Below are 21,888 nucleotides of genomic sequence, written 5' to 3' on the forward strand. Positions count from 1 at the left end.
ATCACGCCCCGCCCGACACCAAACTCAATCGCAGTCGACCGCACGGCCAGACGGTTCCGCCGTGAGCGGCCAGTAGAACTGTCACACCAACGAGGTGTCCGGTCCGCGCCCGCCCCACCACAGCTCCTCGCCAACCACGTCAACGCGACGAAGCACTCCGCGACCCCGCCGAAGGCGGCAAGAGTCAGCCGCGCCGGAGGCGTGTCCGATGGTCCTGGCCTTCGCGGTTGCTTGCCTTGTGACGGGTTGTGGGTGGGGGGTGTTTAGGGTGCTGGGTATGGATCGGTTTCGGGTGGTGCCGGCGGCTTATGTGGTGGTTCGGCGGGGGGACGAGGTGTTGATGCTGTTGCGGGCCAACACGGGATACATGGATGGGTACTGGGCGGTGCCGGCGGGGCATGTCGAGCAGGGTGAGGCGGCGGTCGAGGCTGCCGTGCGGGAGTTGCGGGAAGAGGTCGGGCTGGAGGTCGACGTCGCGGATCTCGTGCCGTTGACCGCGATGCATCGGACGGGTGGGAACGGGGATCCGATCGATGAGCGGGTGGACTTCTTCTTCCTCGCGTCGACGTGGCGGGGTGAGCCGCGGTTGATGGAGCCGGAGAAGGCGGCGGGGCTGGAGTGGTACTCGCTGGACAAGCTGCCGGAACCGTTGGTGCCGCATGAGGCACGGGTCCTCAGAGCGGTCGCGGAGGGTGGTGGGCTTCCCGCGGTGATCGACCAGGGTTTTGCGTGAGTTCACCATCCCTTGGGGTGCCGCGCTCTAGTGTTCGCTGCGGTGTCAGCGAGCTTGGGAGCGTGGGGCGATGGACGAGCGGTACGACGGGACGAGCCGGCGACGGCTGTTGGGGGCACTGGGCGCAGGTGCGGTCGCCGCATCGGGCGCTCTGAGCACCGGCACCGCGGCGGCAACGGGATCCGCAGGCACGGCGGCAGGATCGAGCGCGACGGCCGGGAACATCGAGGCGGGATCGGTCGGCGCAAAGGCGGGAAGGATCGACACCGAGCATCCGCGGTTCACGCTCGCGGTCGTACCGGACACGCAGTACCAGTTCGACCAGGACCGTGGTGATGCGGCGCCGCTCACCGCGACGTTCAACTATCTGATCGACCAGCGCAGCTCCGAGAACATCGTCTTCATCGCGCACCTCGGTGACGTGGTGGAGAACGCACTGGCGATGGAGTTCGCGCAGGCCGACCCGGTCTTCAAGATCCTGGATCGCGCCCGGTTCCCGTACTCGGTGCTGGCCGGCAATCACGACATCGACGGCTCGAAGGACGATACCCGCGGCCCGTCGCCGTACCTGGACACGTTCGGGCCGCAGCGGTTCCGGTGGATGCCGACGTACGGCGGATCGACGGCGAACGGGTACAACTCGTACCACGTGTTCCGCGCGGCCGGGCGTCAGTGGTTGCTGCTGGCAATGGATTGGCGGCCGTCGGACGCGAGCTTCGCGTGGGCCCGCGCGGTGATCGCCGCGCACCCGAAGCTGCCGGTGATCCTCACGATCCACGAACTGGTGAACGCCGACCACGGCAACCCGGTCGCGTACTTCAGCGACCACGGCAACCGCGTGTGGGACAAGCTGGTCAAGGACAGCGACCAGATCTTCCTGACCCTCAACGGCCACTACTGGCCGCCCGGCCGGGTCACTCGGCCGAACACCGCCGGCCACGACGTGCACCTGCACATCACCAACTACCAGGACCGGTACTACGGCGGCTCGGGCATGGTCCGGCTGTATCACTTCGACCTGGCCCGGAACACGATCGACGTCGAGACGATCGCGCCGTGGATCCTCGACCAGGAGCCGGCGAAGCGCAACGAGCTCGCCGAGGCGGAACTCGAGCTGAGTGACGACACCAACCGGTTCAGCATCCCGATCGACTTCGCGACCCGGTTCGCCGGATTCGCGCCGGCGCCGGTGCGTCCGGCCCGCCCGGCGAAGCAGCTGGTGATCCCGGGTACGGCGGCGTACTGGCGCTTCGACGGACCGGTCAGCGACAAGGTGATCGACCAGTCGGGGCAGGGGAACGACCTGACGCGGGTCCAGTTGAGCAGCGACCTGCCGACGGCGTCGACGGAGTACCACCCGGATCAGCCGGGACACGCGAGCTGGCTGTTCCCAGGCGGGAAGAATCCGGCGCGCGGCGGGTACTTGAAGACCGTGGACAACGCGCCGCTGAACGCGATGACGTTCTCCAAGGGCTACACGATCGAGGCGTTCGTGAAGCTCGCCGACGACGGGCAGGACCACTCGTGGGAGGGGCTGTTCACCCGGCTCGGCACCGGACGCGACGCTGGCAAGACGGGCAGCGACCCGGATGAGCCGGCGGTGAAGCTCGGGTTCTCGGGCGGTCTGCAGGTGCAGTGGGCGGTGTATCCGGCCGACAAGAACGACACGTTCACCAACTGGGGTCACGAGCAGCGCGCCGGCGAGTGGTTCCACCTGGCGATCGTCAACGACGGCCGGCACAGCACCGTGTACGTCGACTCGTCGGAACTGCTCCGCAACCCGGCGACCCCGTCGAACGGTCTCGCCACCGCCGGCAAACCGTGGCTGGTAGGCGCCGGCCACTACGCAAACAACGTCGACCAAGGCTTCGCCGGACACATCGGCGAACTCCGCGTTGTTAGCCGCCCCCTCAAGCCGGCGCAGTTCCTGAACGCCTGAGCTGTACCGAAGGACGGGTAGTGGTCCCGGCAAACACTGCCGGGCAGCCGTGAGCTGAGCGGCGGCCGACGGCGAGGAGCCGACCACTACCCGTTCTTCGGTACGCCGATCACAGGTAGGAGCGGATCAGTTCTTCCTGAGCGGGCAGCAGGGCCAGCTCGTCCGCAGACAGGGTGGGGTTGCGGCCCCGGACGGCGAGCGCGTCGGGCAGGCCCGGTGTCGGATCGACCGAGTTAGCGAGGTAGGCGCCGAGGGTTTCCCGGATGAGCGGCGCGAGCGCTGCGAAGGACGGGTCGAGGATGACCTGGGCGCAGATGATCGCGGTCATCGCGACGTCGAACTCGGCCGTACCCTCGTGGGCGTTGCACCAGTCGATGACGACCGGTCCGTCGGCGGTGGCGATCACGTTCAGCGGGTGCAGGTCACCGTGGACGACGACCCGGCCCGGGGTGCCGCTGGGTGCGGGAATGGCGTGCAGCCGACGGTGCAGGTCGGCGTGGATCTCGCCGAGCTGAGTCCCGGTCAGGTCGCCCGCGATCGCCGAGTCGGCCAGGGTCGGACCGTTCAGCCGCTCGAGCACCATGTCCGGGCCGTCGACCTCACGCACCGCCGGCACCGGATAGCCGTGCTTCGCGACGTGCCGCATGTACTCCGCCTCGTCGCGCACCAGGTGGCCGTTGCGATACCGGCGCAGCACCCAGTCGTCGTCGATCGTGTAGACATCCGCGTCCCGCCCCGCCGCGAACGGCTCTGCTCCTGCAGGAAGCAGTGCGGACAGGCCTGTCATCCGACCTGGCAGCCGCCGACTGCGGGCGCGATCGGCTGGGCGCCGATGGTCGGCATCCCGAGCATCACACCAGGCGCACTGGACGGAGTCTCCTGCGCGCGCTGCCACGCGTCGCCGGCGCGCGTCCGGCGTACCGCGCCGAAGACGTCCGCGACCAGGTGATGCGGAGCGGCGTACGTGACCTCGACCGTTGCCATGTCACCCGGTCGCGGCGCCTCGGCACCCTCCGGTACGGCGAAGTGGACCAACCGGTTGTCGGCGCCGCGACCGCTGAGCCGGTGGGTGGCGGCGTCCTTACGCCCCTCCCCCTCGGCGACCAGCACCTCGACCGACCGTCCGACGAGCGTCTTGTTCTCCGCCCAGGCCATGCCGTCCTGCAGCGCGACCAGCCGCTCGTACCGATCCTGTACGACGTCGCGCGGGACCTGGTTCTCCATCGACTCGGCCGGCGTCCCGGGACGCTTCGAGTACTGGAAGGTGAACGCGCCCGCGAACCGCGCCTGCCGCACCACGTCGAGGGTGCCCTGGAAGTCCTCCTCGGTCTCCCCCGGGAACCCGACGATGATGTCCGTGGTGATCGCCGCGTCGGGCATCGCCGCCCGGACGTCCTCGATGATCTTGAGGTACCGATCGCGACGGTACGAGCGCCGCATCGCCTTCAGTACGGCGTCCGACCCGGACTGCAGCGGCATGTGCAGCGAGTGCATCACGTTCGGCGTCTCGGCCATCGCCTCGATCACGTCCGCGGTGAAGTCCCGCGGGTGCGGCGAGGTGAACCGGACCCGCTCGAGGCCCTCAACAGAGCCGCAGGCGCGGAGCAGTTTCGAGAACGCGTAGCGGTCGCCGAACTCCACGCCGTACGAGTTCACGTTCTGGCCGAGCAGCGTCACCTCGAGCACGCCCTCGCCGACGAGCGCCTCGACCTCGGACAGGATCTCGCCCGGCCGGCGGTCCTTCTCGCGGCCGCGCAGCGCCGGCACGATGCAGAACGTGCAGGTGTTGTTGCAGCCCACGCTCACCGAGACCCAGGCGGAGTACGGCGATTCGCGGCGGGTCGGCAGCGTCGACGGGAACACCTCGAGCGCCTCGAGGATCTCGACCTGCGACTCCTGCTCGACCCGGGACCGCTCCAGCAGCGCGGGCAGCGACCCGATGTTGTGCGTCCCGAACACCACGTCGACCCACGGCGCCTTCTTGGTGATCGACGCCTTGTCCTTCTGCGCCAAGCACCCACCGACGGCGATCTGCATGCCGGGTTTGCGGGCCTTTACCGGCGCCAGGTGGCCGAGGTTGCCGTACAGCTTGTTGTCGGCGTTCTCGCGGACCGCGCAGGTGTTGAAGACGACGACATCGGCCTCGTCACCCTCGGGCGCACGGACATACCCCGCGTCCTCCAGCAGCCCGCGCAGGCGCTCGGAGTCGTGGACGTTCATCTGGCACCCGTAGGTGCGGACCTCATAAGTACGCATGACAGCCACCAAGAGTACGTCAGCAGCCGACCCGGTAGGGCTGCTTGGGTAGACAAATCCCTACCGGGGACCTGCTGGCTGGGACCCCTGACCGGCGCGGCGGCGGCGACAATAGTGAGGGGCATGAACAGTTCTCGCCGTCAGTTTCTTGCCCGTACTGCCGCCGGTGCCGCCGTCCTCGCCGGCGGATCCTTCACCGCGACCTCCGCCTCGGCGCTCGTCAAGCAGACCAGGATCACCGCGCTCACCAATCTCACCGTGATCGACGTCGCGACTGGGCGCAGGGAGCGCAACCAGACCGTGTTGATCGGTGGTGAGCGGATCATCGGTGTCGGCCGGCTCCCGGTCCCCCGTGGTGCCGTCGAGATCGATCTGACCGGGAAGTACGTGATCCCGGGCCTCGCCGATATGCACGTCCACAGTCTCGGCGACGAGCGCGTGTCGCCACCTCTCTATCTCGCCAACGGCCTGACCACGGTCCGCGAGATGGCCGGCACCAACCCGGTGCTGTACGACTGGCGCGACCGGATCGCCGCCGGCAGCCTGCTCGGCCCGCGGATGATCGTCGCCAGCAACATCATCGACGGCGACCCGACCCTCTGGGATCCGAACCTGATCCAGGTCATCGTGGTCGACGACGCCGACGAAGCGCGTGCCGCCGTACGCCGGGTGAAGGGCGAAGGTGCCGACTTCGTGAAGGTGTACTCGCGCCTCAGCCGGCCCGCCTGGCTCGCGGTCATCGACGAAGCGCGGAAGGTCGGGCTGACCGTCCACGGCCATGGCCCCGACGAGGTGACCTCCAAAGAGGTCAGTAACGCCGGCCAGCGCAGCATCGAGCACATCCACTCGCTCGGTCTGGCGGTCTCGACCCGCGAGGCCGAGGTACGGCGGATGGTGCTCGCGATCAAGGTGGCGAACGGTGACTACAACTCGTGGTTCCGGCAGATGCACCCGATCGAGTGGATCGCCGCGAACACGTACAGCCCGTCCCGCGCCGCCGACGTCTTCGGGACGCTGCGCCGCAACAACACCCGGGTCACGCCGACCCTGACGATGCACAACGTCCTCGACCAGATCGACTACACGCGCCTCGACCCGAACCTGGCGAAGTACATGAGCGAGGACTCGATCGGCACCTACGACTACGTGATCCAGAACCTGTACGCCGCGAACCGCAGCGCGGAGGAGATCTCGCACCAGCACCAGATGTGGGCGTGGCACCAGCGGTTCGTGCGGGAACTGATCGCGCACGACGTACCGGTGATGGCCGGCACCGACACGGGCACGCCGTACTCCGTCCCGGGTTTCGCACTGCACGACGAACTCGCGCACCTGGTCGGCGCCGGGGCCACCCCGCGTCAGGCCCTGTACGCCGCCACCGTCGAGCCGGCCAAGTTCCTCGGGATGTCGGCGGACCTCGGCTCGGTGGAACCCCGCAAGATCGCGGACCTGGTCGTCCTGGACGCGGACCCGCTGACCGACATCCGCAACACTCGCACGATCCACACCGTCGTCACCCGCGGTCGGGTCATCTCCCCCGCCGACCGTGCGAAGCTGCTGGCCGGCGTCGAGGCCGCGGTCAAGGAGCCGCCCACGGCCGCGAGTGTCGCCGCAGGCGGCTGCTGCGGCAGCAAGCCCCGCAGCTAAACGACAGCCCAGCTAACGACAGCCCAGTTAAACGACAGCGGCCGGCCGTGTCTGCTCCAGCCGTGGTGGGTCCGGTGCGAGCGTCCCCATCAGGGGCCACATGCTGGAAGATCTGCTCGACCAGCGCGACGACGTGCGGATCGTTCACGGTGTAGAGCTGGTGGCGGCCGTCGCGGTGCGCTGTGACGAGGCCGGCCAACCGGAGCTTCGCAAGGTGCTGGCTCGCCGTCGGCACGCTGACGCCCACGCGGGCGGCCAGCGTGCCGACGTCGTACTCACCACAGCTCGCCAGCGCGACCAGATGCAGCCGGACCGGCGCCAGCAGCAGCCCGAAGGTACGGGTCGCGGTGGCGAGCTGTGGTGCGGTCGGCTCGATCACGCGCCGACCCGGACCTTCGGTGGAATCGGTACGCCGTGCGGGTCCCGCGTCGGGTACCCGAGCGCCGCGTCGATCAGCTCCTCGAGCCGGTCGCTCAACCCGTGCCCGAGGACGACGGCCTCCGCGTGCACCTCGTCCAGCGGTACGCCGAGGACCCGGTGCAGGAAGGTCTCCAGCAACTGGTGACGTCGATCCGCCATCGCACTCTCCGAACTAGTAGAAGCTGGCCTACTAATAGATGTTGGACGGCCGGACCATGCCCTCGGCGAGATCGCCGAAGCCGGGCGCCATGATCGCGCCGGGGTTGCCGAGGACCTCCTCGACGACCGCCGTCTCCGTGGTGATCAGCAGCGCCGCGATCGACGCCGCGCTCTCGAGTGCCGCCCGGGTGACCTTCAGCGGGTCGATCACGGCGTCCTCGACCAAATCGCCGTACCGCCCGGTGAGCGCGTTGAAGCCGTGGCCGACTGGCAGTTCGGCGACCCGTGAGACGACCTCGTCACCGTCGTACCCGGCGTTGATCGCGATCCAGCGCAGCGGTTCCGGCAACGCTCGCCGTACCACCTCGCGGCCGATCGCCTCGTCGCCGGTGAGCTCGAGTTGCGACAGCGCCGCCTGCGCCTGGGTCAGGGCGGTCCCGCCGCCGGCCAGTACGCCTTCCTCGAGCGCGGCCCGGGTCGCGGCCAGCGAGTCCTCGACCCGCAGCATCCGTTCCTTCAGCTCGACACTCGTCGCGCCACCGACCCGGATCACCGCGACCTTGCCGGCCAGCCGCGCCATCCGCAGCTGCAGGTTGTCCTGGTCGGCGTCGATCTTGGCCCGCTCGAACTGCTTCTCCAGCTGGGCGATCCGCGCCTCCACCAGCGACGCGTCCCCCTGGCCACCGACGATCGTGGTGGTGTCCTCGGTGATCGTGATCCGGTCGCAGGAGCCGAGGTGCTCGCGGGTCACGTCGGTCAGCTCGAGTCCGGTGTCCTTGGCGATCACCGAGCCACCGAGTGCGGTGGCGAGGTCTTCCAGCTCGGCGATCCGCCGGTGCCCGAACCCGGGCGCCCGGACCACGACCGACCGCATCGTGTTGTGCATGTTGCCGCCGACCAGCAGCTGCAGCGCCGGCCCGTCGACCTCTTCCGCGAGTACGACGAGCGGCCGGTCCGCGCGCTGCGCCGCCTCGAGGGTCGGCATGATCTCCTGCACCTGCGTGATCTTCTTGTTGGTCAGCAGGATCAGCGGACGGTCGTAGACGGTCTCCATCCGCTCCCGGTCGGTGACCATGTACGCCGACACGTACCCGTGGTCGAACTCGATACCGTCGACGACCTCCACCGACATCCCGAGCGTGTCCGACTCCTCGGTGGTGACGACACCGTTGCGGCCGACCCAGTCGACCGCGTCCGCGATCACCTCGCCGATCGTCTCGTCGTCGCTGGCCGCCAGGGTCGCGATGTGCCGCAGCTCATCCCGGCCGCGGACCTCGACCGCGCGGCCGCGCAACGCCTCGACCACCACCGGTACGGTGCGCTCGATGCCGCGGCGTACCCGCATCGGGTTGGCGCCCGCGTCGACCTCGCGGAGCCCTTCGCGGACCATCGCCTGGGCCAGCACGGTCGCCGTGGTGGTGCCGTCGCCGACCACCCCGTTGGTCTTCATCGCGACTTCCTTGACCAGCTGGGCGCCCATGTTCGCGAACGGCTCGCGGAGCTGGATCTCGCGGGCGATCGTGACGCCGTCGTTGGTGATCGTCGGCGGGCCGGTCAGCTTCTCCAGCACCGCGTTGCGGCCTTTCGGACCGAGCGTCACCTTGATCGCGTCGGCCAGCGCGTTCACGCCGGACTCGAGCAACCGCCGGGCGTCGGTGTTGAACCGCAGTTCCTTCGCCATTGGTCAGCCTCCTGCTGTCGGATTTTCAGGGCCGTGGAATTTCAGGGGATGAGGATCGCCCGGCCACGGACGAGCCCGCGGTCGAGGTCGTCGAGGGCCTGCTGGAACTCCTCCAGCGGGTACTTCGTGGTGTGCAGCGCGACCTTTCCGCGGGCCGCGAGCTCCATCAGGTCCTGCAGGTCGTTGTACGACCCGACCAGGTTGCCGATGAAGTTGATCTCGGTGGAGATCACGTCGATGGTCGGTACGTCGAGGTTCTCGCCGTACCCGACCACGTAGTAGTTGCCCGCCCGGCGGAGCATCTCGATCCCGTCGGCGGTGGCGCCGCCCTCACCGACGAAGTCGATCACCGCTTCCGCGCCGTGCCGGCCGGTCAGCGCCCGGACCTGTTCGACGTGCGTGCCATCGGCAACGATTCCCTGGTCGGCGCCGATCTCGACGGCCAGGTCGACGGCGGCCTGGTTGCGGTCGACCACGACCAGGGTCGCGGCCGAGATCGCCTTCAGCACCTGGATCCCGATATGACCGAGTCCGCCCGCGCCGATCAGCACGCACACCGCGCCCGGCCGGAGGGTTCGCGCTGCCTTCGCGGCCGCGTGGTACGCCGTCAGCCCGGCGTCCGCGAGCGCCGCGACATCGGCCGGCTCCAACGCATCGTCGATCTTGACGACGCTCCGCGCAGTCGTCAGCAGGTACTCGGCGTACCCGCCGTCAGTGTCGATGCCCGGGAACGCCGAAGCCTCGCAGTGCACGTCGTCACCGGACCGGCAGGCCCGGCACAACCCGCAGGTGATCAACGGGTGCAGGATCACTTTGTCGCCGACCGCGACATTCGTGACCGCGTCGCCGACCGCGTGCACCCATCCGGCGTTCTCGTGCCCGATCGTGTACGGCAGCCGTACGCCGCTCTTCTCGGCCCACTGCCTCTCGAGGATGTGCAGGTCGGTCCGGCAGACGCCGGCCCCGCCGATCCGCACGATCACGTCGAGCGGCCCGGTGATCTTCGGCTCGGGAACCTCCGTCAACTGGAGCTTGGTGTGATAGCCGACGACCTGTACGGCCTTCATCGAGTCCTCCTGGTGTTGGTGATGCGGGTGGTCATCGGCTCGTCGTCGTACCGGGTCTTGAGCAGGCCGCGGCAGAAGTGCGCGTTGCCCTCGACCGAGATCCGGACCGCCTTCGCGAACCGCAACCGCAGCGGCACCGCATCCGGCGGCACCGGTAGGCCGTCGTCGTCGACCAGCACCGGGTCCTCCGGCCGGATCCCGAGCCCGATGTCGCTCCGCCGGCGCAGCAGCGCGTCCTTCTGCGGACCGCTGGGCAGATGCCAGAGCGTCAACCCCGGCAACTCTTCGACGGTCTTGCCGGTGGATCGGAGCAGCGCCATCACGCACCGCTCCATCGCGGCCGTATGGGCTTTGCGCTGGAAGGTACGTCGGAGTTCGTCGAGATCCTGATCGGCCTCGGTACCGAACGTGCCGACGTACCCCGCGCTCGCGGCCAGACCGGCGTTGATCTTGTCCGAGTCGTGGTGGTCGTCGAGGAGCACGGTCACCATGCCCACGTCCGGCACCCGACGCAGGGCGTCCACCGCGTCGGATGCCATCAGGTAGGCGAAGTTCGGTGCACAGAACGAGGTCGGCAGCCGCAGGTGCACAGTCACGCCGGCGTCGTCGATCAGGATCGAACGGACGAAGCCGAGGTCGGTGATGGGCTGATCGAGCTCGGGGTCGGAAACGGTCGCCAAAGCGCCGACGACCTCGGACTCCAGCGATTGTGCCGACGACTGGTTCAGCGCTTTGGCGACTGCGATCATGACGCCACGGCCTCGGACAGCCGCAGTTCCGCCGGTACGTCGAGCCCGTACAGACTCGCCGCGTTGAGCCCGAGGATCTTCTTCTTCTGCGCCACCGTCAGCGGCGCGTACTCGGACTGCTCCGCCGGGATCTGGAAGTCGACGAACTTCTCGACCAGCCACTTCGGCGTCCAGAGCGCGTAGTCGGACGAGAACAGGATCCGGTCCTCGCCGATCCAGTACAGCAACTCACCGATGATCTGCGCGAAGTATCCGGGCCTCGTGTGGATGAACGGCATCGCCACCGCGAGACCGCCGTACACGTTGGGTTCCTGGGTCGCGATCCAGCAGAAGTCCTCGAGTCGTGGCAGGCCGACGTGCTCGACGATGAAGTTGAGGTCGGTGTAGTCGGTCGCCACCTTGTCGATGTCGGCGACGTCGAAGGCGTCCCGGTCCAGGGGCCGGATGGTGGGGCCCTTGTGCACGTGGATGTTCTTGATCCCGAGCTTCAGGCACTCCTCGAGATAGCGCCGCGACCACGGGCTGTCGAGCTTGTAGCCGCGGGAGTCGCCGTGCCATTCGGCGGTGTAGAGCTTGACGCCCTTCAGCCCCATCCGGTCCGCGTCCTTGCGGAGCTGCTCCAGGCCGGCCTCTTCGTTGCGTGGGTCCCACGCGTGGTTGTAAGTCAGCTTGCCGGGGTTCGCCCGGGTCAGCGCGAGCGCGTCCTCGGTCTGCCCGAAGCCGCGTTTGTAGAAGTCCCCGAGGATCGCGGGCTGGAAGATCGCGTGGTCGACGTACCCGTCCTCGAAGAGGTCCTTCAGCAGTCGCTGACCGCCGTAGTACGTGTAGGTGTTGTAGTCCCAGACGACCTCTTCCGGGCTGAGGTTCTTGTGGTAGTCGTAGAAGCAGTCGATGAACTGTTTGCCGTGGATGTTGCGCTGGTTGTCCGCGCGCGCATCCCACAGGGCGATGTGCGCATCGACGATGAAGTACTTCTCGCCGTCTCTGGAGTACATCCCGGCCTCACTTCGTGGTGAGGTCGAAGCCGATGTACTCGGCGGCGTCCTCGGGGCTGGCGAACAGGATGGTCTTGTCGTCCAGGTGCACCATCCGGCCGTAGTGGGTGGACGAGATCTCCTCGAACACCGAGCCGTCGAACTCCATCCCGAGCGCGTCGGACAGCTCGGCGTAGTCGAAGTCGAGCAGCCCGGTGCCGTCGACCCGGATCATCGACGGGTACTCGGTCAGCTCGACGGCGTCCTTGGCGCCCATCACCTGGGCGACGACCCGGCCGATCGGCGTGTTCATCAGGGTCACGCCGGTCTTGTTGGAGAACGAGGCTTCAGATCCGAACTGCATGCTCACTGGTCCAGCTCCTTCGGAGAGTCGAGCCCGAGGTCCTCGAGCAGGGAACGGAACTTGCCGGTCGCCGCGGCCAGGCTGTCCGCGAACGTGACCGACTTCTCGGCCGGCTGCGACCAGATCGGCTGCAGGGCGTGCGCCGCGTCGAGACACCGCGGAACCCAGGTCGCGAGCCACTCGCCGAACAGCACCTTGTTGCTCTCGCCGTACTCCGGGTCTCGTGTCAGCAACCGGAAGAGATTGCGGGTGTACGACAGGTCGCGGTCGTAGTCGTGCTCGCCGGTGCCGACGATGGTCGGCGTGATGTAGTCACCGTTCCGCGCGGCGATCTGCATCACCAGCTCGGTCCGGAACACCGATCCGACCAGCTGCTCGAACACGATGTTGGTGGCGAACAACAGCTCGCACCAGTCCCCCACCGCGGTCAGCCGCTCGACCACCTCACGCGTCGGCTGCCACTCCGGAGCGCTCTGCCAGACGTCCTTGTGCGCCGACCCGTCGAACGGTACGTCGGCCTCCGCCAGATCCAGGTTGAACAGCGCGAGGTCCTGGGCGAACCGCATCTTGTGAGCCGCGTTGACCGCGACCGCGGTGTTGATCATGTTCGTCGGACCGGAGCGCTGGATGCTGGTGAAGACGTGCAGCGCGAGCCCGTTCTCGGCGTGCATCCAGGCGCCGAGGTTGCGCTCGACGAACTTCAGCCAGGCCGGGTTCCAGGCGTCGTACGCCCGGGCCCGCTTGGCGTTCTGCAGGCCGAGGTCGACCTGGCGGACGACCGCCGAGTTGTTCCGGTAGATCGTCTGGTTCCACTCCTCGTTCGGGTCGAGGAAGGCGTGCCAGTTGGACGACTTCGCCGCCGTCCACTCCTTCGGGTAGCCGCCAGGGCCGTCACCGAAGCCGTAGATCCAGCCCTGGCTGAGGTGCCGGTCCGGGTCCGGCTGGACGTCGACGGTGACATCCTCGTACATCGTCGCGCGCAGCTTGGCCGGCTTGTAGTAGTTGTACGACCGGCTCTGCGAACTCGGGAACTCCAGCGCGCCCGCCTCGGAGTCGGTGAACTCGATACTCGGAAAACTGCGCTGTTTCGCTTCTGTCATGTCAGGCTCCATCGGTAACGGGGCTGGTGAACTTGTCGTAGAAGACCTGGTCCTTCGGGACGTTGCTTGCCTCCAGCAACTCCAGGGCGGCGTCCACCATCGGCGGCGGGCCGCACAGGTAGACCTCGCTGCGGTGCAGCTCGGCCTCGCGCCGCTCGACGATCTCGGTGACGTTGCCCTCCTCGACGTACAGTCCGTCCCCGCCCTGAGCCGACTCGGACAGACAGGCGACGAACTCGAAGCCGGACAACTGCGCGCCGAGCTCCCGGATCGCGTCGAGGTAGAACAGGTCGGCCGCCGTCCGGGCGCCGTAGTAGAACCGGACCGGACGGGTACTGCCGGTCTCCCGCAGGTGCCGCAGGATGGACAGGATCGGCGCCATCCCGGCCCCGCCGGCGACGCAGACGACCGGCAGCACGTGACCGTCCTTCAGGGTCGACGAGCCGTACGGCCCGGTCATGGACAGCTCGTCGCCGACGGTCAGTCCGTCGTCGAGCAGACCGGAGAACCGGCCGCCGGGGTACTTCTTGATCAGGAACTCGATCTCATCCGGTGTCGACTGGGTGGTCGCCATCGAGAACGAGCGGTGTTCGTCGGTGCCGGGGATCGTGAGATCGACGTACTGCCCCGGCTTGAAGTCGAACTGCTCGGCCGGCCGCAGCCGGAGCGACACGATGTCGCGGGTGACCGGTTCGATCGCCGCGACCCGGGTCGCGATGGTGCGGATCGGGATACCGCCGAGCAGTTCGTCCTCGTCGAAGTTGAGCAGCTCGATCGTGCAGTCGCTGTACGCGTGCGCCTTGCAGAGCAGCACGTAGCCCTCGGCGACTTCCGCGTCGTTGCAGGCGAACGTCGAGTAGCGCTCCATCTGGATGTCACCCTCGAGCAGGTACGACTTGCACGCCGAGCACTGCCCTTCCCGGCAGCCGTGCATCAGATGGATCCCCTGCCGGAACGCGGCGTCCAGGATCTTCTCCTCCTCGCCGACCTCCATCTCGATGCCGACCGGTTCGAACTGGATACGGTGCTTGTCAGCCACCGGGACCTCCTCAGGCGACCTTGGTTCCGTTGGCCCTGTACGCCGCCACGTGGGCCTCGCGCTCCGCGTCGGACATCTCGTTCAGCAGCACGTTCGGGCTCATGAACGTGTTGCCGCGGACGTCGTCGAGGGTCCACAGCTTCTTCGGGTCGTCGAGGTCCAGGTGCGGCTGACCGATCAGCGTCTTGCCGTCGTCGCGCACGTACCCGAGGTCCTGGACGATGTCGGCGAGGTCCTTGTTGTGGTGCAGCGTCTCCCACTCGCGGAAGCCGGTCAGCCGGCCCATGTTCGGCGTCGGCCGGCCGTCGTACTCGCTGCGGAAGGCGACCGCGTCGGTCCAGTAACAGGTCTCCGAGCAGTACGTGCGCCACTGGTCGTCGACCTTCTCGACCACCATGTCCTCGCGGATCAGCGCCGGCACCATGCAGGTCCAGCAGCGGTGCGGGTACTGGTACCCGACCTCCTCGAACGCGATCGGCTTGTTCTTACCGGGGTACGCCAGCCGGTTGTAGTTCTCCCACCACTTGCCGTACTTCGAGTACCAGCCGGGGTACTTCTCCTCGAACCACTCGAAGTCCTTGTCGGTCATCGCGTCGATCCGCCAGTAGTTCACCGGCCAGCCGGTCGCGAAGAACCGGGCCACCTCGTGCACGTAGCCCTTGTTGGTGATCCGGTTCCACGCTTCCTCGACCAGGTCGTGCGGAATCGTGAGACCGTACTTCTCCAGCGGCAGCAGATAGCTGCGGTAGTAGTCGTCGTAGATCCACCGGCGCCACATCTCGGCATAGCTCTCCCGGTCCTTGCGGCGGTCCTTCGTGCCGTACTCGATGAACGTGCCGATGGCCGCGTCCACGACGCAGTGGTTGTTCCACCAGGCGTAGCGCAGGTCGCGCTCCAGCAGCGGCCGGTTGCGCTCGTCGGCCAGCGCCATCAGCAGGATCGAGTAGCCGTTGCTGATGTGCCGGGACTCGTCGGACTGCACCGAGTGGAACACCGTCGGCAACAGGTAGTCGCCGTTCGCGGCGGCCTCGTCCGGCATCGCGACGAACAGGGTGTTGGTGAACGCGGTCTCCGCGACCACGGTCAGGTAGATGTTCGCCGCGGTGATCGCGTCACCGGTGATGAACCCCTCACCGAACTGCCGGCCGATGGTGCCCGCGTAGTTGTTCGCGAACGCCTTCTCGGTCATGTCGAACCCGGCCGGGTCGATGTAGTTGTTCATGTACAGGCGCTTGAGGTTCATCTGGATCGTCGAGTGCCTGACCTCGTCGATCATCTGGACGGCGAGCCCGTTGTGGATCTCCGGGTTCGGTACGGCGTCGATCGCCATCGGCATCGCCCGGGCCGCGGAGATCTCCGGGAACGGGATGATGCTCAGGAACAGCTTCTGCCACTCCAGCCAGCGCTGCTGCACCTGGCGGAACATGTTGCCGCGGATCGCGCCGTCCACGGCGCCGTACACGCGGTTGTCCTTCTCCTCCTCCATCGGGAAGTAGGACCGCATGATCTGCTTCAGCGGGTCCTTCTTCGGCGCCTTCTCGAAGGTGTAGTCGGTGCCGAACCGGGTCGCCGGGGTCGCGAACGTCGGTTCCCAGGACAACTCGGTGATCTTGGCGTGGGCCTTGGTGAGACTCTGCCTGCTCAATGTGGGCCTCCTCATCGGGGTTGAGAAGAGATGAAAGCCGCCGAATCGATGTCTGCGTGTCTCAATGTGAGATGGCGGTCACACACTGGGCCGCTACCGTGGTGGGAACTCCGCTGGTGACGGACGTGAAGGAGATGCCATGGGCGCTGCGCAGCCGGTCCGCGCTGCAACACCGAGAACGGAGATCCGGTTCTCGTGGGAGCGATCTCATGCGTCTCAGGTCGACATCGACCGCCCCGCCCCGAAGTACTTCGACCGGATCGACCGCGAGACCACGCTGATGCGCGCGGCCCGGCCGGTCATCGACGCGCTCTCGTCGGAGCTGCACAACGAGCCGGTCTGCATCATCCTGACCGACGCGAAGGGGGTCGTCCTCGACCGCCGCGGCGGCGACCCGGCCCTGCTGCGCAGGCTGGACTCGGTCGACCTGGCGCCCGGTTTCCAGTACGCCGAGTCCGCGGTCGGCACCAACGGCATCGGTACGGCGCTCGAGGTGTGCGGGCCGATCCAGATCGACGGCGCCGAGCACTACAACGGGAAACTGCGGATGTTCTCCTGCGCCGGCGCTCCGATCACGCATCCCGTCACCGGCGGTCTGCTCGGCGTCCTCGACATCACGACCCAGGCCCGGAACGCGAACTCGATCCTGCTGTCGTTCGCCAAGCTGGCCGCGCGGCGGATCCACGAACGCGTCGTCGAGGAGGCGAACGCGCTCGACCACGCCTTGCTGAGCGACTACTACGCGGCCTGCCGGCACAGCGGCGGTCCGGTGCTCGCGCTCGGCGACGAGGTGTTCATGATGAACTCGTACGCGCAGGCCCGGTTCGACGCCGGCGACCAGGCGGCGCTGATCGACCGCACCCGCGACGCCCGGGGCGGGACCAAGCCGCTGATCTTCCTCACCGACCTGCCCAGTGGGACGACCGCGCGACTGGCGTACCGCCCGACGTTCGTCGGCGACACCCTGGCCGGCGGGGTGATCCAGATCAAGGAGCAGCGGGGCCCGGCTCGCAGCCAGCACGTCGCTCGCGCGCCGTTGATTCCCGGCACGACCGGGACCAGCGCGGTCTGGCAGCACGTCGTCCAAGAACTGCTGAACGCGTGCGGCCGATCCGAGTGGCTGATCGCCGAGGGCGAGCCCGGCGCCGGCAAGCTGTCACTCCTTAGAGCGGTACGCCGCCACGTGGCGCCCGAGCGACGGCTCGCCGTACTCGATCCCGCGGTCACCGGCGACGACCTGCCGACCGAGGCGCGGGCGGAGCTGGAGGCCGGTTCCGACCTGATCATCCGGCGGGCGCACCTGCTGACTGGCGAGCTCCTCGACGGCCTGACCGAGCTGCTGCAGACCGTCCGGGACGGCGCGATCGCGGGGGACGCCTGGGTCGCGCTCACGCTGCCCGCCGACCGGTCCGAGATCGCCGACGAGCTGCTGGCGTTCTTCCCGCGGACCGTCGAGGTACCGCCGCTTCGTCACCATGTCGAGGACGTACCGGCGCTGGTCCGGTCGCTGCTCGCGAAGGCCGGGATCAACGGTCTGACGTTCTCCACCGCCACGATGAATCAGCTGATGCGGCTGCCGTGGTCGGGGAACATCACGCACCTTCGGTCGGTCCTGGCCGCGGTCGCCCGGCGCCGGCGGTCCGGCGTGGTCGAGCTGGCCGACCTTCCGCCCGAGTGCCGGGCCACCACGCGCCGCCAGCTGACCGCGATCGAGGCCCTCGAGCGCGACGCGGTCGTCGACGCGCTGTCGACGTACGACGGTGACAAGAAGGCGGCGGCCGCCGCGCTCGGGATGTCGCGAGCGACCATTTACCGCAAGATCCGCGAGTACGGAATAGTCACCTGACCCGGCCGGTCGCTCAGAAACGATCAGCGATGAACGATCCGTGATCGCGCCACTACGATCCGCGCCGGTTTATTGCAGATCGTTACCACCGTGGAACCACCCGGGCCTGCGGCCTCACCCCCGGCTCCAGTAGGTTCTGGCCATGAGCGATTCCGGCACCCTGACGAAAACCGGACTGGTGGCGCTGTCCGGCGTCAACAAACATTTCGGCGAGCTGCACGTCCTGAAGGACATCAATCTGTCCATCGACCAGGGCGAGGTCGTCGTGGTGATCGGGCCGTCCGGGTCCGGTAAGTCGACGCTCTGCCGCGCGATCAACCGGCTGGAGCCGATCGACTCCGGCAGCATCACGCTCGACGGTCAGCCGCTGCCCAGCGAGGGCAAGTCGCTGGCCAAGCTGCGCGCCGACGTCGGCATGGTGTTCCAGTCGTTCAACCTGTTCGCGCACAAGACGATCCTGCAGAACGTCACCCTCGGCCCGACCAAGGTCCGCCGGACCGACACCAAGACCGCCGAGAAGCGGGCGATGGAACTGCTGGAGCGGGTGGGGGTGGCCAGCCAGGCCGAGAAGTACCCGGCGCAGCTGTCCGGTGGTCAGCAGCAGCGGGTGGCGATCGCGCGGGCGCTGGCCATGGACCCGAAGGTGATCCTCTTCGACGAGCCCACCTCGGCGCTCGACCCGGAGATGATCCAGGAGGTCCTCGAAGTGATGATCGACCTGGCCAAGCAGGGCATGACGATGGTCGTGGTGACCCACGAGATGGGCTTCGCCCGGACCGCGGCGAACCGGGTGGTGTTCATGGCCGACGGCGAGATCGTCGAGCAGTCCGACCCGGAGACGTTCTTCACCAACCCGACCTCGCGGCGCGCCCAGGACTTCCTCGGCAAGATCCTCAAGCACTGACCCGCCGCACGGTCCGCCCGCGGCTCAACCCGCGACGTAGCTGTAGTAACCAACGAAGGGGAACCTGATCATGAGAATGCGCAACCTCGTCGCCGTCTTCGGCGTCGCGGCGCTCGCGCTCACCGCCGGTGCCTGTGGCAAGGACGAGCCCGCCGCCGGCGGCAGTAACGGTGGCAGCGCCTCGGACTCGTGCGGCGACCTGCACAAGTTCGACACCGCGAGCGGTGTCGCGGTGGCCGGCAGCCCGGCCTTCACCAAGGCGCAGTCCCGCGGCAACCTGATCGTCGGCGTCAAGGCCGACCAGCCGAACCTCGGCTACAAGGACGCCAACGGCAAGCGCTGCGGCTTCGACATCGAGGTCGCCCGGATGGTCTCGGCCGGCCTCGGTCTGGACCCCGACAAGATCGAGTACAAGGAGATCCCGTCGGCGAACCGCGAGACCGCGATCGCCGGTGGTGAGATCGACTACTACGTCGGGACCTACTCGATCACCGACAAGCGCAAGAAGCAGGTCTCGTTCGCCGGGCCGTACTTCATCGCCGGCCAGGACCTGCTGGTCCGCAAGGACGACACCTCGATGGACGCCGGCAAGACCGCGCTGAAGGGCAAGAAGGTCTGCTCGGCGACCGGTTCGACCCCGATCCAGCGGGTCAAGGACGAGCAGCTGACCGAGGCGAGCAACATCTCCGAGTTCAAGACCTACTCGGAGTGCGTCTCCCAGCTGCTGGACAAGAAGGTCGACACCGTCACCACCGACGACGCGATCCTCAAGGGCTACGCGGCCACCGCGCCCGACGAGCTGCGCGTGGTCGGCAAGCCGTTCAGCACCGAGAAGTACGGCATCGGCCTGCCGCTGGCCGACAAGGCGCTGCGCACCCAGGTGAACACCATCCTGGAGAAGTCCGCCTCCGACGGCTCCTGGAAGGCGATCTACGACGAGACGCTCGGCAAGTCGGGTTCCGACTCGACCCCGCCGCCGCTCGAGAAGTACTGATCCATCAGCCGGCCGCGGCGTCCCGCACGGGCGCCGCGGCCGGGCTGTGTACCTGTAGGCAAGAGGAAGGTCGCGATGTTCTCGGTCCTTACCGACAACTGGCCGTTGTTCCGGGACGGTTTCTGGCTGACGATCCGGTTGTTCGTGGTGTCCGGCGTGCTCAGCCTGGTGTTCGGCACCGTGCTGGGCGCGTTCCGGGTCTCCCCGGTGCCCGCCCTGCGCGGCATCGGCACCGGCTACGTCAACATCCTGCGGAACACCCCGCTCACGCTGGTCTTCGCGTTCCTGTTCTTCGGCGCCGCCAAGATGCACCTCGCGCTGCCGAACCCGTTCTGGACCGGCGTCGGCGCGCTGACGATCTACACGTCGGCCTTCATCTGCGAGGTGGTCCGGGCCGGTGTCAACACGATCTCGCCGGGCCAGTCCGAGGCGGCCCGCGCGGTCGGTATGTCGTTCGTGCAGGTGCTGACGATCGTCGTGCTGCCGCAGGCCTTCCGGGCGATCATCCCGCCGCTGATGAGTGTGCTGATCGCGTTGCTGAAGAACACCACGATCGCGGCCGGCTTCTCGGTCGCGGAGGCCGGCTCGATCCCGGCGTCGATGTCCGAGCGCGGTGAGAACCAGCTGCTCACGCTGACCTGGATCGCGATCGGGTTCCTGATCCTGATCGTGCCGCTGATCTTCCTGCAACGATGGGCCGAACGACGGACGGCGGTGGCCTGATGAGCTCTGTTCTGTACGAGTCCCCCGGACCCCGCGGGAAGTTCCGCAACCGGATCTTCAACGTCGTCGTCCTGGTGCTGCTGGCCGGCGCGATCGCCTGGCTGATCCACCGTCTGTACGTCAACGGCCAGTTCGAGAGCCGGCTCTGGCGGCAGTTCCAGTACACGGCGATCCAGAACCAGCTGCTGGACGGTCTGGTCAACACCCTGAAGGCCGCCGGACTCGCCACGGTCTTCGCGCTGCTGTTCGGTGCGGTCTTCGCGGCCGCGCGGATCAGTGATCACGCCTGGCTACGGACCCCGGCCACGTTGATCGTCGAGCTGTTCCGGGCGATCCCGCTGCTGATCCTGATGTTCTTCTTCTACTACGGCAGCATCCAGTTCCAGCTCGGTCTGGGCCCGTTCTGGGCGGTCGTCTTCGGTCTGACGCTGTACAACGGCTCGGTCCTGGCGGAGATCTTCCGGGCCGGCATCGCCGCCGTACCGAAGGGTCAGCGCGAGGCGGCGTACGCGATCGGGCTGCGGAAGAACCAGGTGGTCCGGCTGGTGCTGTTGCCGCAGGCCATCAGCTCGATGCTCCCGGCGATCGTCAGCCAGCTGGTCGTGCTGCTGAAGGACACCGCCCTCGGGTTCATCATCACCTACGCGGAGCTGCTGTACGTCGGACGCCAGATGGGCGGCCGTCTCACGTACGGGTTCCCGTACATCCCGACGTACATCGTGATCGCGATCATCTACATCGGTCTGTGCTCGCTGCTCTCGCTGCTCGCCAAGTACCTCGAGGGCCGCTCGCGGCGCCGCCGCAAGGTGACCGGCGCCCCGCCGCCGATCGTCGACGCGCCCGACCAGGCCTCCGGCCTCGATCCGGGCGCCCGCATCTGACCCGAAGGCCCTTCCGCACCCGCGGAGGGGCCTTCTCAGTTCCCGGGGCGGATGTCGTACGTCGCTCGGACGCCGGCCAGGATCACGCGCAGACCGTGCTCGAACTCGGCGTCGGGATCAGAGGCGAAGACGTCGACGACCATGCGCGACGTCAAGGGATAGCGCTCGGCGTCGACGAACTCCCGGATCTGATCCGGTTGGTACGGATTGCCGTCGGGATAGTCGACACCGGTCTGCGCCTGCTCCTCGATGACGTAGCCGACCGTGTAGTGCAGCAGGATCGGGAACACCCGGGTGACGTCGCGCGCCGAGAACCCGGCGTCTTCCAGCGTGCGCAGCGTCAGCTCGGTCACCCGCCACATGGACTCGTCGCTGACATTGGTCCCGGCGAGCACGCGGGCGCCGTCGCGGTACCGCAGCAGGGCCTTGCGCAGCCGCCCCGCCAGGTCGATCAGCCAGTCCTGCCAGTCCGTCCCGCGCCGCGGCGCCTCGACTCCTTCGACGGCACTGACGAACAGCACGCGCGCCATCGCGTCCAGCAGTTCGCGCTTGTTCTTGACGTGCCAGTACAGCGCCGGCGCCTGGACGCCGAGGGCGCCCGCCACCTTGCGCATGGTCAGGCCGTCGACCCCGCCGTCGTCGAGCAGCGGCAGCGCCGCGGTGGCGATGGTCCTGGCATCGAGTTTCACGTCGGTCTCCTGTTCGTCCTTGACAACCTTAACAACGTTTTGCTCTCCTTAACAGCGTTAAAGGAAATCGAACGACAT

At 67.8% G+C, this 21,888-nt stretch carries 21 protein-coding genes; 8 read left to right on the top strand and 13 right to left on the bottom strand.

Annotated elements, in window-relative coordinates:
- Window positions 1–277 precede the first annotated feature (277 nt).
- A complete protein-coding gene (locus AC0662_RS33140) occupies window positions 278–733 on the top strand; it encodes an NUDIX hydrolase (protein WP_478305606.1) in 456 nt (151 codons plus the stop codon).
- 70 nt (window positions 734–803) lie between these two features.
- On the top strand, window positions 804–2,672 hold the full coding sequence (locus AC0662_RS33145) for a LamG-like jellyroll fold domain-containing protein (RefSeq protein WP_452204551.1): 1,869 nt from the start codon (window positions 804–806) through the stop codon (window positions 2,670–2,672).
- Window positions 2,673–2,781: 109 nt separating this feature from the next.
- On the opposite strand, the gene AC0662_RS33150 is transcribed toward AC0662_RS33145, so the two are convergent.
- The gene (locus tag AC0662_RS33150; protein ID WP_478305608.1) at window positions 2,782–3,459 is read right to left on the bottom strand and encodes a phosphotransferase; all 678 of its coding nucleotides are present in this window, start codon (window positions 3,457–3,459) and stop codon (window positions 2,782–2,784) included.
- Window positions 3,456–4,928: a tRNA (N6-isopentenyl adenosine(37)-C2)-methylthiotransferase MiaB gene (gene miaB / locus AC0662_RS33155; protein WP_452204549.1), complete on the bottom strand. Its 1,473-nt coding sequence runs from the start codon at window positions 4,926–4,928 to the stop codon at window positions 3,456–3,458. Before miaB ends, AC0662_RS33150 begins: the two co-directional genes overlap by 4 nt.
- 123 nt (window positions 4,929–5,051) lie before the next feature.
- Here miaB and AC0662_RS33160 point away from each other — a divergent pair, with 123 nt between their 5' ends.
- Window positions 5,052–6,575, top strand: coding sequence for an amidohydrolase family protein (locus tag AC0662_RS33160; RefSeq protein WP_478305610.1), 1,524 nt, complete (start codon window positions 5,052–5,054; stop codon window positions 6,573–6,575).
- On the opposite strand, the gene AC0662_RS33165 is transcribed toward AC0662_RS33160, so the two are convergent.
- The 10 genes from AC0662_RS33165 to AC0662_RS33210 are packed head-to-tail and all read right to left on the bottom strand — an operon-like array spanning window position 6,508 to window position 15,773.
- The gene (locus AC0662_RS33165) at window positions 6,508–6,954 is read right to left on the bottom strand and encodes an ArsR/SmtB family transcription factor (protein WP_478305612.1); all 447 of its coding nucleotides are present in this window, start codon (window positions 6,952–6,954) and stop codon (window positions 6,508–6,510) included. The genes AC0662_RS33160 and AC0662_RS33165 overlap by 68 nt on opposite strands.
- On the bottom strand, window positions 6,951–7,154 hold the full coding sequence (locus AC0662_RS33170; protein ID WP_478305614.1) for a metal-dependent transcriptional regulator: 204 nt from the start codon (window positions 7,152–7,154) through the stop codon (window positions 6,951–6,953). The genes AC0662_RS33165 and AC0662_RS33170 overlap by 4 nt, the downstream gene beginning before the upstream one ends.
- A gap of 31 nt (window positions 7,155–7,185) precedes the next feature.
- Window positions 7,186–8,835, bottom strand: a complete 1,650-nt coding sequence (groL, locus tag AC0662_RS33175) for a chaperonin GroEL (protein ID WP_478305616.1) — start codon at window positions 8,833–8,835, stop codon at window positions 7,186–7,188.
- A 41-nt stretch (window positions 8,836–8,876) separates the two neighbouring features.
- Window positions 8,877–9,902 carry an NAD(P)-dependent alcohol dehydrogenase gene (locus AC0662_RS33180; RefSeq protein WP_478305618.1) on the bottom strand — a complete coding sequence of 342 codons (1,026 nt, stop codon included), beginning with the start codon at window positions 9,900–9,902 and terminating at the stop codon, window positions 8,877–8,879.
- Window positions 9,899–10,651, bottom strand: a complete 753-nt coding sequence (locus AC0662_RS33185) for an iron-sulfur cluster assembly protein (RefSeq protein WP_478305620.1) — start codon at window positions 10,649–10,651, stop codon at window positions 9,899–9,901. The genes AC0662_RS33180 and AC0662_RS33185 overlap by 4 nt, the downstream gene beginning before the upstream one ends.
- Entirely contained in the window at window positions 10,648–11,646 is a 999-nt protein-coding gene (locus tag AC0662_RS33190; protein WP_478305622.1) for an amidohydrolase family protein, read from the bottom strand. The genes AC0662_RS33185 and AC0662_RS33190 overlap by 4 nt, the downstream gene beginning before the upstream one ends.
- Window positions 11,647–11,653: 7 nt before the next feature.
- Entirely contained in the window at window positions 11,654–11,989 is a 336-nt protein-coding gene (mimD, locus tag AC0662_RS33195) for a propane 2-monooxygenase effector subunit MimD (protein ID WP_478305624.1), read from the bottom strand.
- 2 nt (window positions 11,990–11,991) lie between these two features.
- Window positions 11,992–13,089: an aromatic/alkene monooxygenase hydroxylase subunit beta gene (locus tag AC0662_RS33200; RefSeq protein ID WP_478305626.1), complete on the bottom strand. Its 1,098-nt coding sequence runs from the start codon at window positions 13,087–13,089 to the stop codon at window positions 11,992–11,994.
- A 1-nt stretch (window position 13,090) separates the two neighbouring features.
- Window positions 13,091–14,128, bottom strand: a complete 1,038-nt coding sequence (locus AC0662_RS33205; protein WP_478305628.1) for a 2Fe-2S iron-sulfur cluster-binding protein — start codon at window positions 14,126–14,128, stop codon at window positions 13,091–13,093.
- Window positions 14,129–14,138: 10 nt separating this feature from the next.
- Window positions 14,139–15,773 carry a ferritin family protein gene (locus AC0662_RS33210; protein WP_478305630.1) on the bottom strand — a complete coding sequence of 545 codons (1,635 nt, stop codon included), beginning with the start codon at window positions 15,771–15,773 and terminating at the stop codon, window positions 14,139–14,141.
- A 139-nt stretch (window positions 15,774–15,912) separates the two neighbouring features.
- Between AC0662_RS33210 and AC0662_RS33215 the strand changes: the two genes are divergently transcribed.
- The 5 genes from AC0662_RS33215 to AC0662_RS33235 all read left to right on the top strand — a co-directional run bounded on the left by AC0662_RS33215 (window position 15,913) and on the right by AC0662_RS33235 (window position 21,121).
- Window positions 15,913–17,619, top strand: coding sequence for a sigma-54-dependent Fis family transcriptional regulator (locus AC0662_RS33215; protein ID WP_478305632.1), 1,707 nt, complete (start codon window positions 15,913–15,915; stop codon window positions 17,617–17,619).
- Window positions 17,620–17,761: 142 nt separating this feature from the next.
- On the top strand, window positions 17,762–18,523 hold the full coding sequence (locus AC0662_RS33220; protein ID WP_478305634.1) for an amino acid ABC transporter ATP-binding protein: 762 nt from the start codon (window positions 17,762–17,764) through the stop codon (window positions 18,521–18,523).
- Between the two features lie 70 nt (window positions 18,524–18,593).
- Entirely contained in the window at window positions 18,594–19,517 is a 924-nt protein-coding gene (locus AC0662_RS33225; RefSeq protein WP_452204536.1) for a glutamate ABC transporter substrate-binding protein, read from the top strand.
- Between the two features lie 75 nt (window positions 19,518–19,592).
- Entirely contained in the window at window positions 19,593–20,240 is a 648-nt protein-coding gene (locus AC0662_RS33230) for an amino acid ABC transporter permease (RefSeq protein ID WP_452204535.1), read from the top strand.
- Window positions 20,240–21,121 (top strand): amino acid ABC transporter permease, encoded by an 882-nt coding sequence (locus tag AC0662_RS33235; RefSeq protein WP_452204534.1) that lies wholly within the window; start codon window positions 20,240–20,242, stop codon window positions 21,119–21,121. The genes AC0662_RS33230 and AC0662_RS33235 overlap by 1 nt, the downstream gene beginning before the upstream one ends.
- A gap of 35 nt (window positions 21,122–21,156) precedes the next feature.
- Here the strand turns inward: AC0662_RS33235 and AC0662_RS33240 are convergent, their stop codons facing one another.
- Entirely contained in the window at window positions 21,157–21,810 is a 654-nt protein-coding gene (locus AC0662_RS33240) for a TetR/AcrR family transcriptional regulator C-terminal domain-containing protein (RefSeq protein WP_478305636.1), read from the bottom strand.
- Window positions 21,811–21,888: the final 78 nt, after the last annotated feature.

Source organism: Kribbella sp. NPDC043289 (assembly GCF_056436705.1).

Bases quoted from the DNA above. Each gene is read 5' to 3' on its own strand.
- AC0662_RS33140 (WP_478305606.1), top strand. From the start codon at position 278: ATGGATCGGTTTCGGGTGGTGCCGGCGGCTTATGTGGTGGTTCGGCGG.
- AC0662_RS33225 (WP_452204536.1), top strand. From the start codon at position 18,594: ATGAGAATGCGCAACCTCGTCGCCGTCTTCGGCGTCGCGGCGCTCGCG.
- mimD (WP_478305624.1), bottom strand. From the start codon at position 11,989: ATGCAGTTCGGATCTGAAGCCTCGTTCTCCAACAAGACCGGCGTGACC.
- AC0662_RS33230 (WP_452204535.1), top strand. From the start codon at position 19,593: ATGTTCTCGGTCCTTACCGACAACTGGCCGTTGTTCCGGGACGGTTTC.
- AC0662_RS33220 (WP_478305634.1), top strand. From the start codon at position 17,762: ATGAGCGATTCCGGCACCCTGACGAAAACCGGACTGGTGGCGCTGTCC.
- groL (WP_478305616.1), bottom strand. From the start codon at position 8,835: ATGGCGAAGGAACTGCGGTTCAACACCGACGCCCGGCGGTTGCTCGAG.
- AC0662_RS33200 (WP_478305626.1), bottom strand. From the start codon at position 13,089: ATGACAGAAGCGAAACAGCGCAGTTTTCCGAGTATCGAGTTCACCGAC.
- AC0662_RS33215 (WP_478305632.1), top strand. From the start codon at position 15,913: ATGGGCGCTGCGCAGCCGGTCCGCGCTGCAACACCGAGAACGGAGATC.
- AC0662_RS33180 (WP_478305618.1), bottom strand. From the start codon at position 9,902: ATGAAGGCCGTACAGGTCGTCGGCTATCACACCAAGCTCCAGTTGACG.
- AC0662_RS33235 (WP_452204534.1), top strand. From the start codon at position 20,240: ATGAGCTCTGTTCTGTACGAGTCCCCCGGACCCCGCGGGAAGTTCCGC.
- AC0662_RS33185 (WP_478305620.1), bottom strand. From the start codon at position 10,651: ATGATCGCAGTCGCCAAAGCGCTGAACCAGTCGTCGGCACAATCGCTG.
- AC0662_RS33190 (WP_478305622.1), bottom strand. From the start codon at position 11,646: ATGTACTCCAGAGACGGCGAGAAGTACTTCATCGTCGATGCGCACATC.
- AC0662_RS33150 (WP_478305608.1), bottom strand. From the start codon at position 3,459: ATGACAGGCCTGTCCGCACTGCTTCCTGCAGGAGCAGAGCCGTTCGCG.
- AC0662_RS33160 (WP_478305610.1), top strand. From the start codon at position 5,052: ATGAACAGTTCTCGCCGTCAGTTTCTTGCCCGTACTGCCGCCGGTGCC.
- miaB (WP_452204549.1), bottom strand. From the start codon at position 4,928: ATGCGTACTTATGAGGTCCGCACCTACGGGTGCCAGATGAACGTCCAC.
- AC0662_RS33145 (WP_452204551.1), top strand. From the start codon at position 804: ATGGACGAGCGGTACGACGGGACGAGCCGGCGACGGCTGTTGGGGGCA.
- AC0662_RS33170 (WP_478305614.1), bottom strand. From the start codon at position 7,154: ATGGCGGATCGACGTCACCAGTTGCTGGAGACCTTCCTGCACCGGGTC.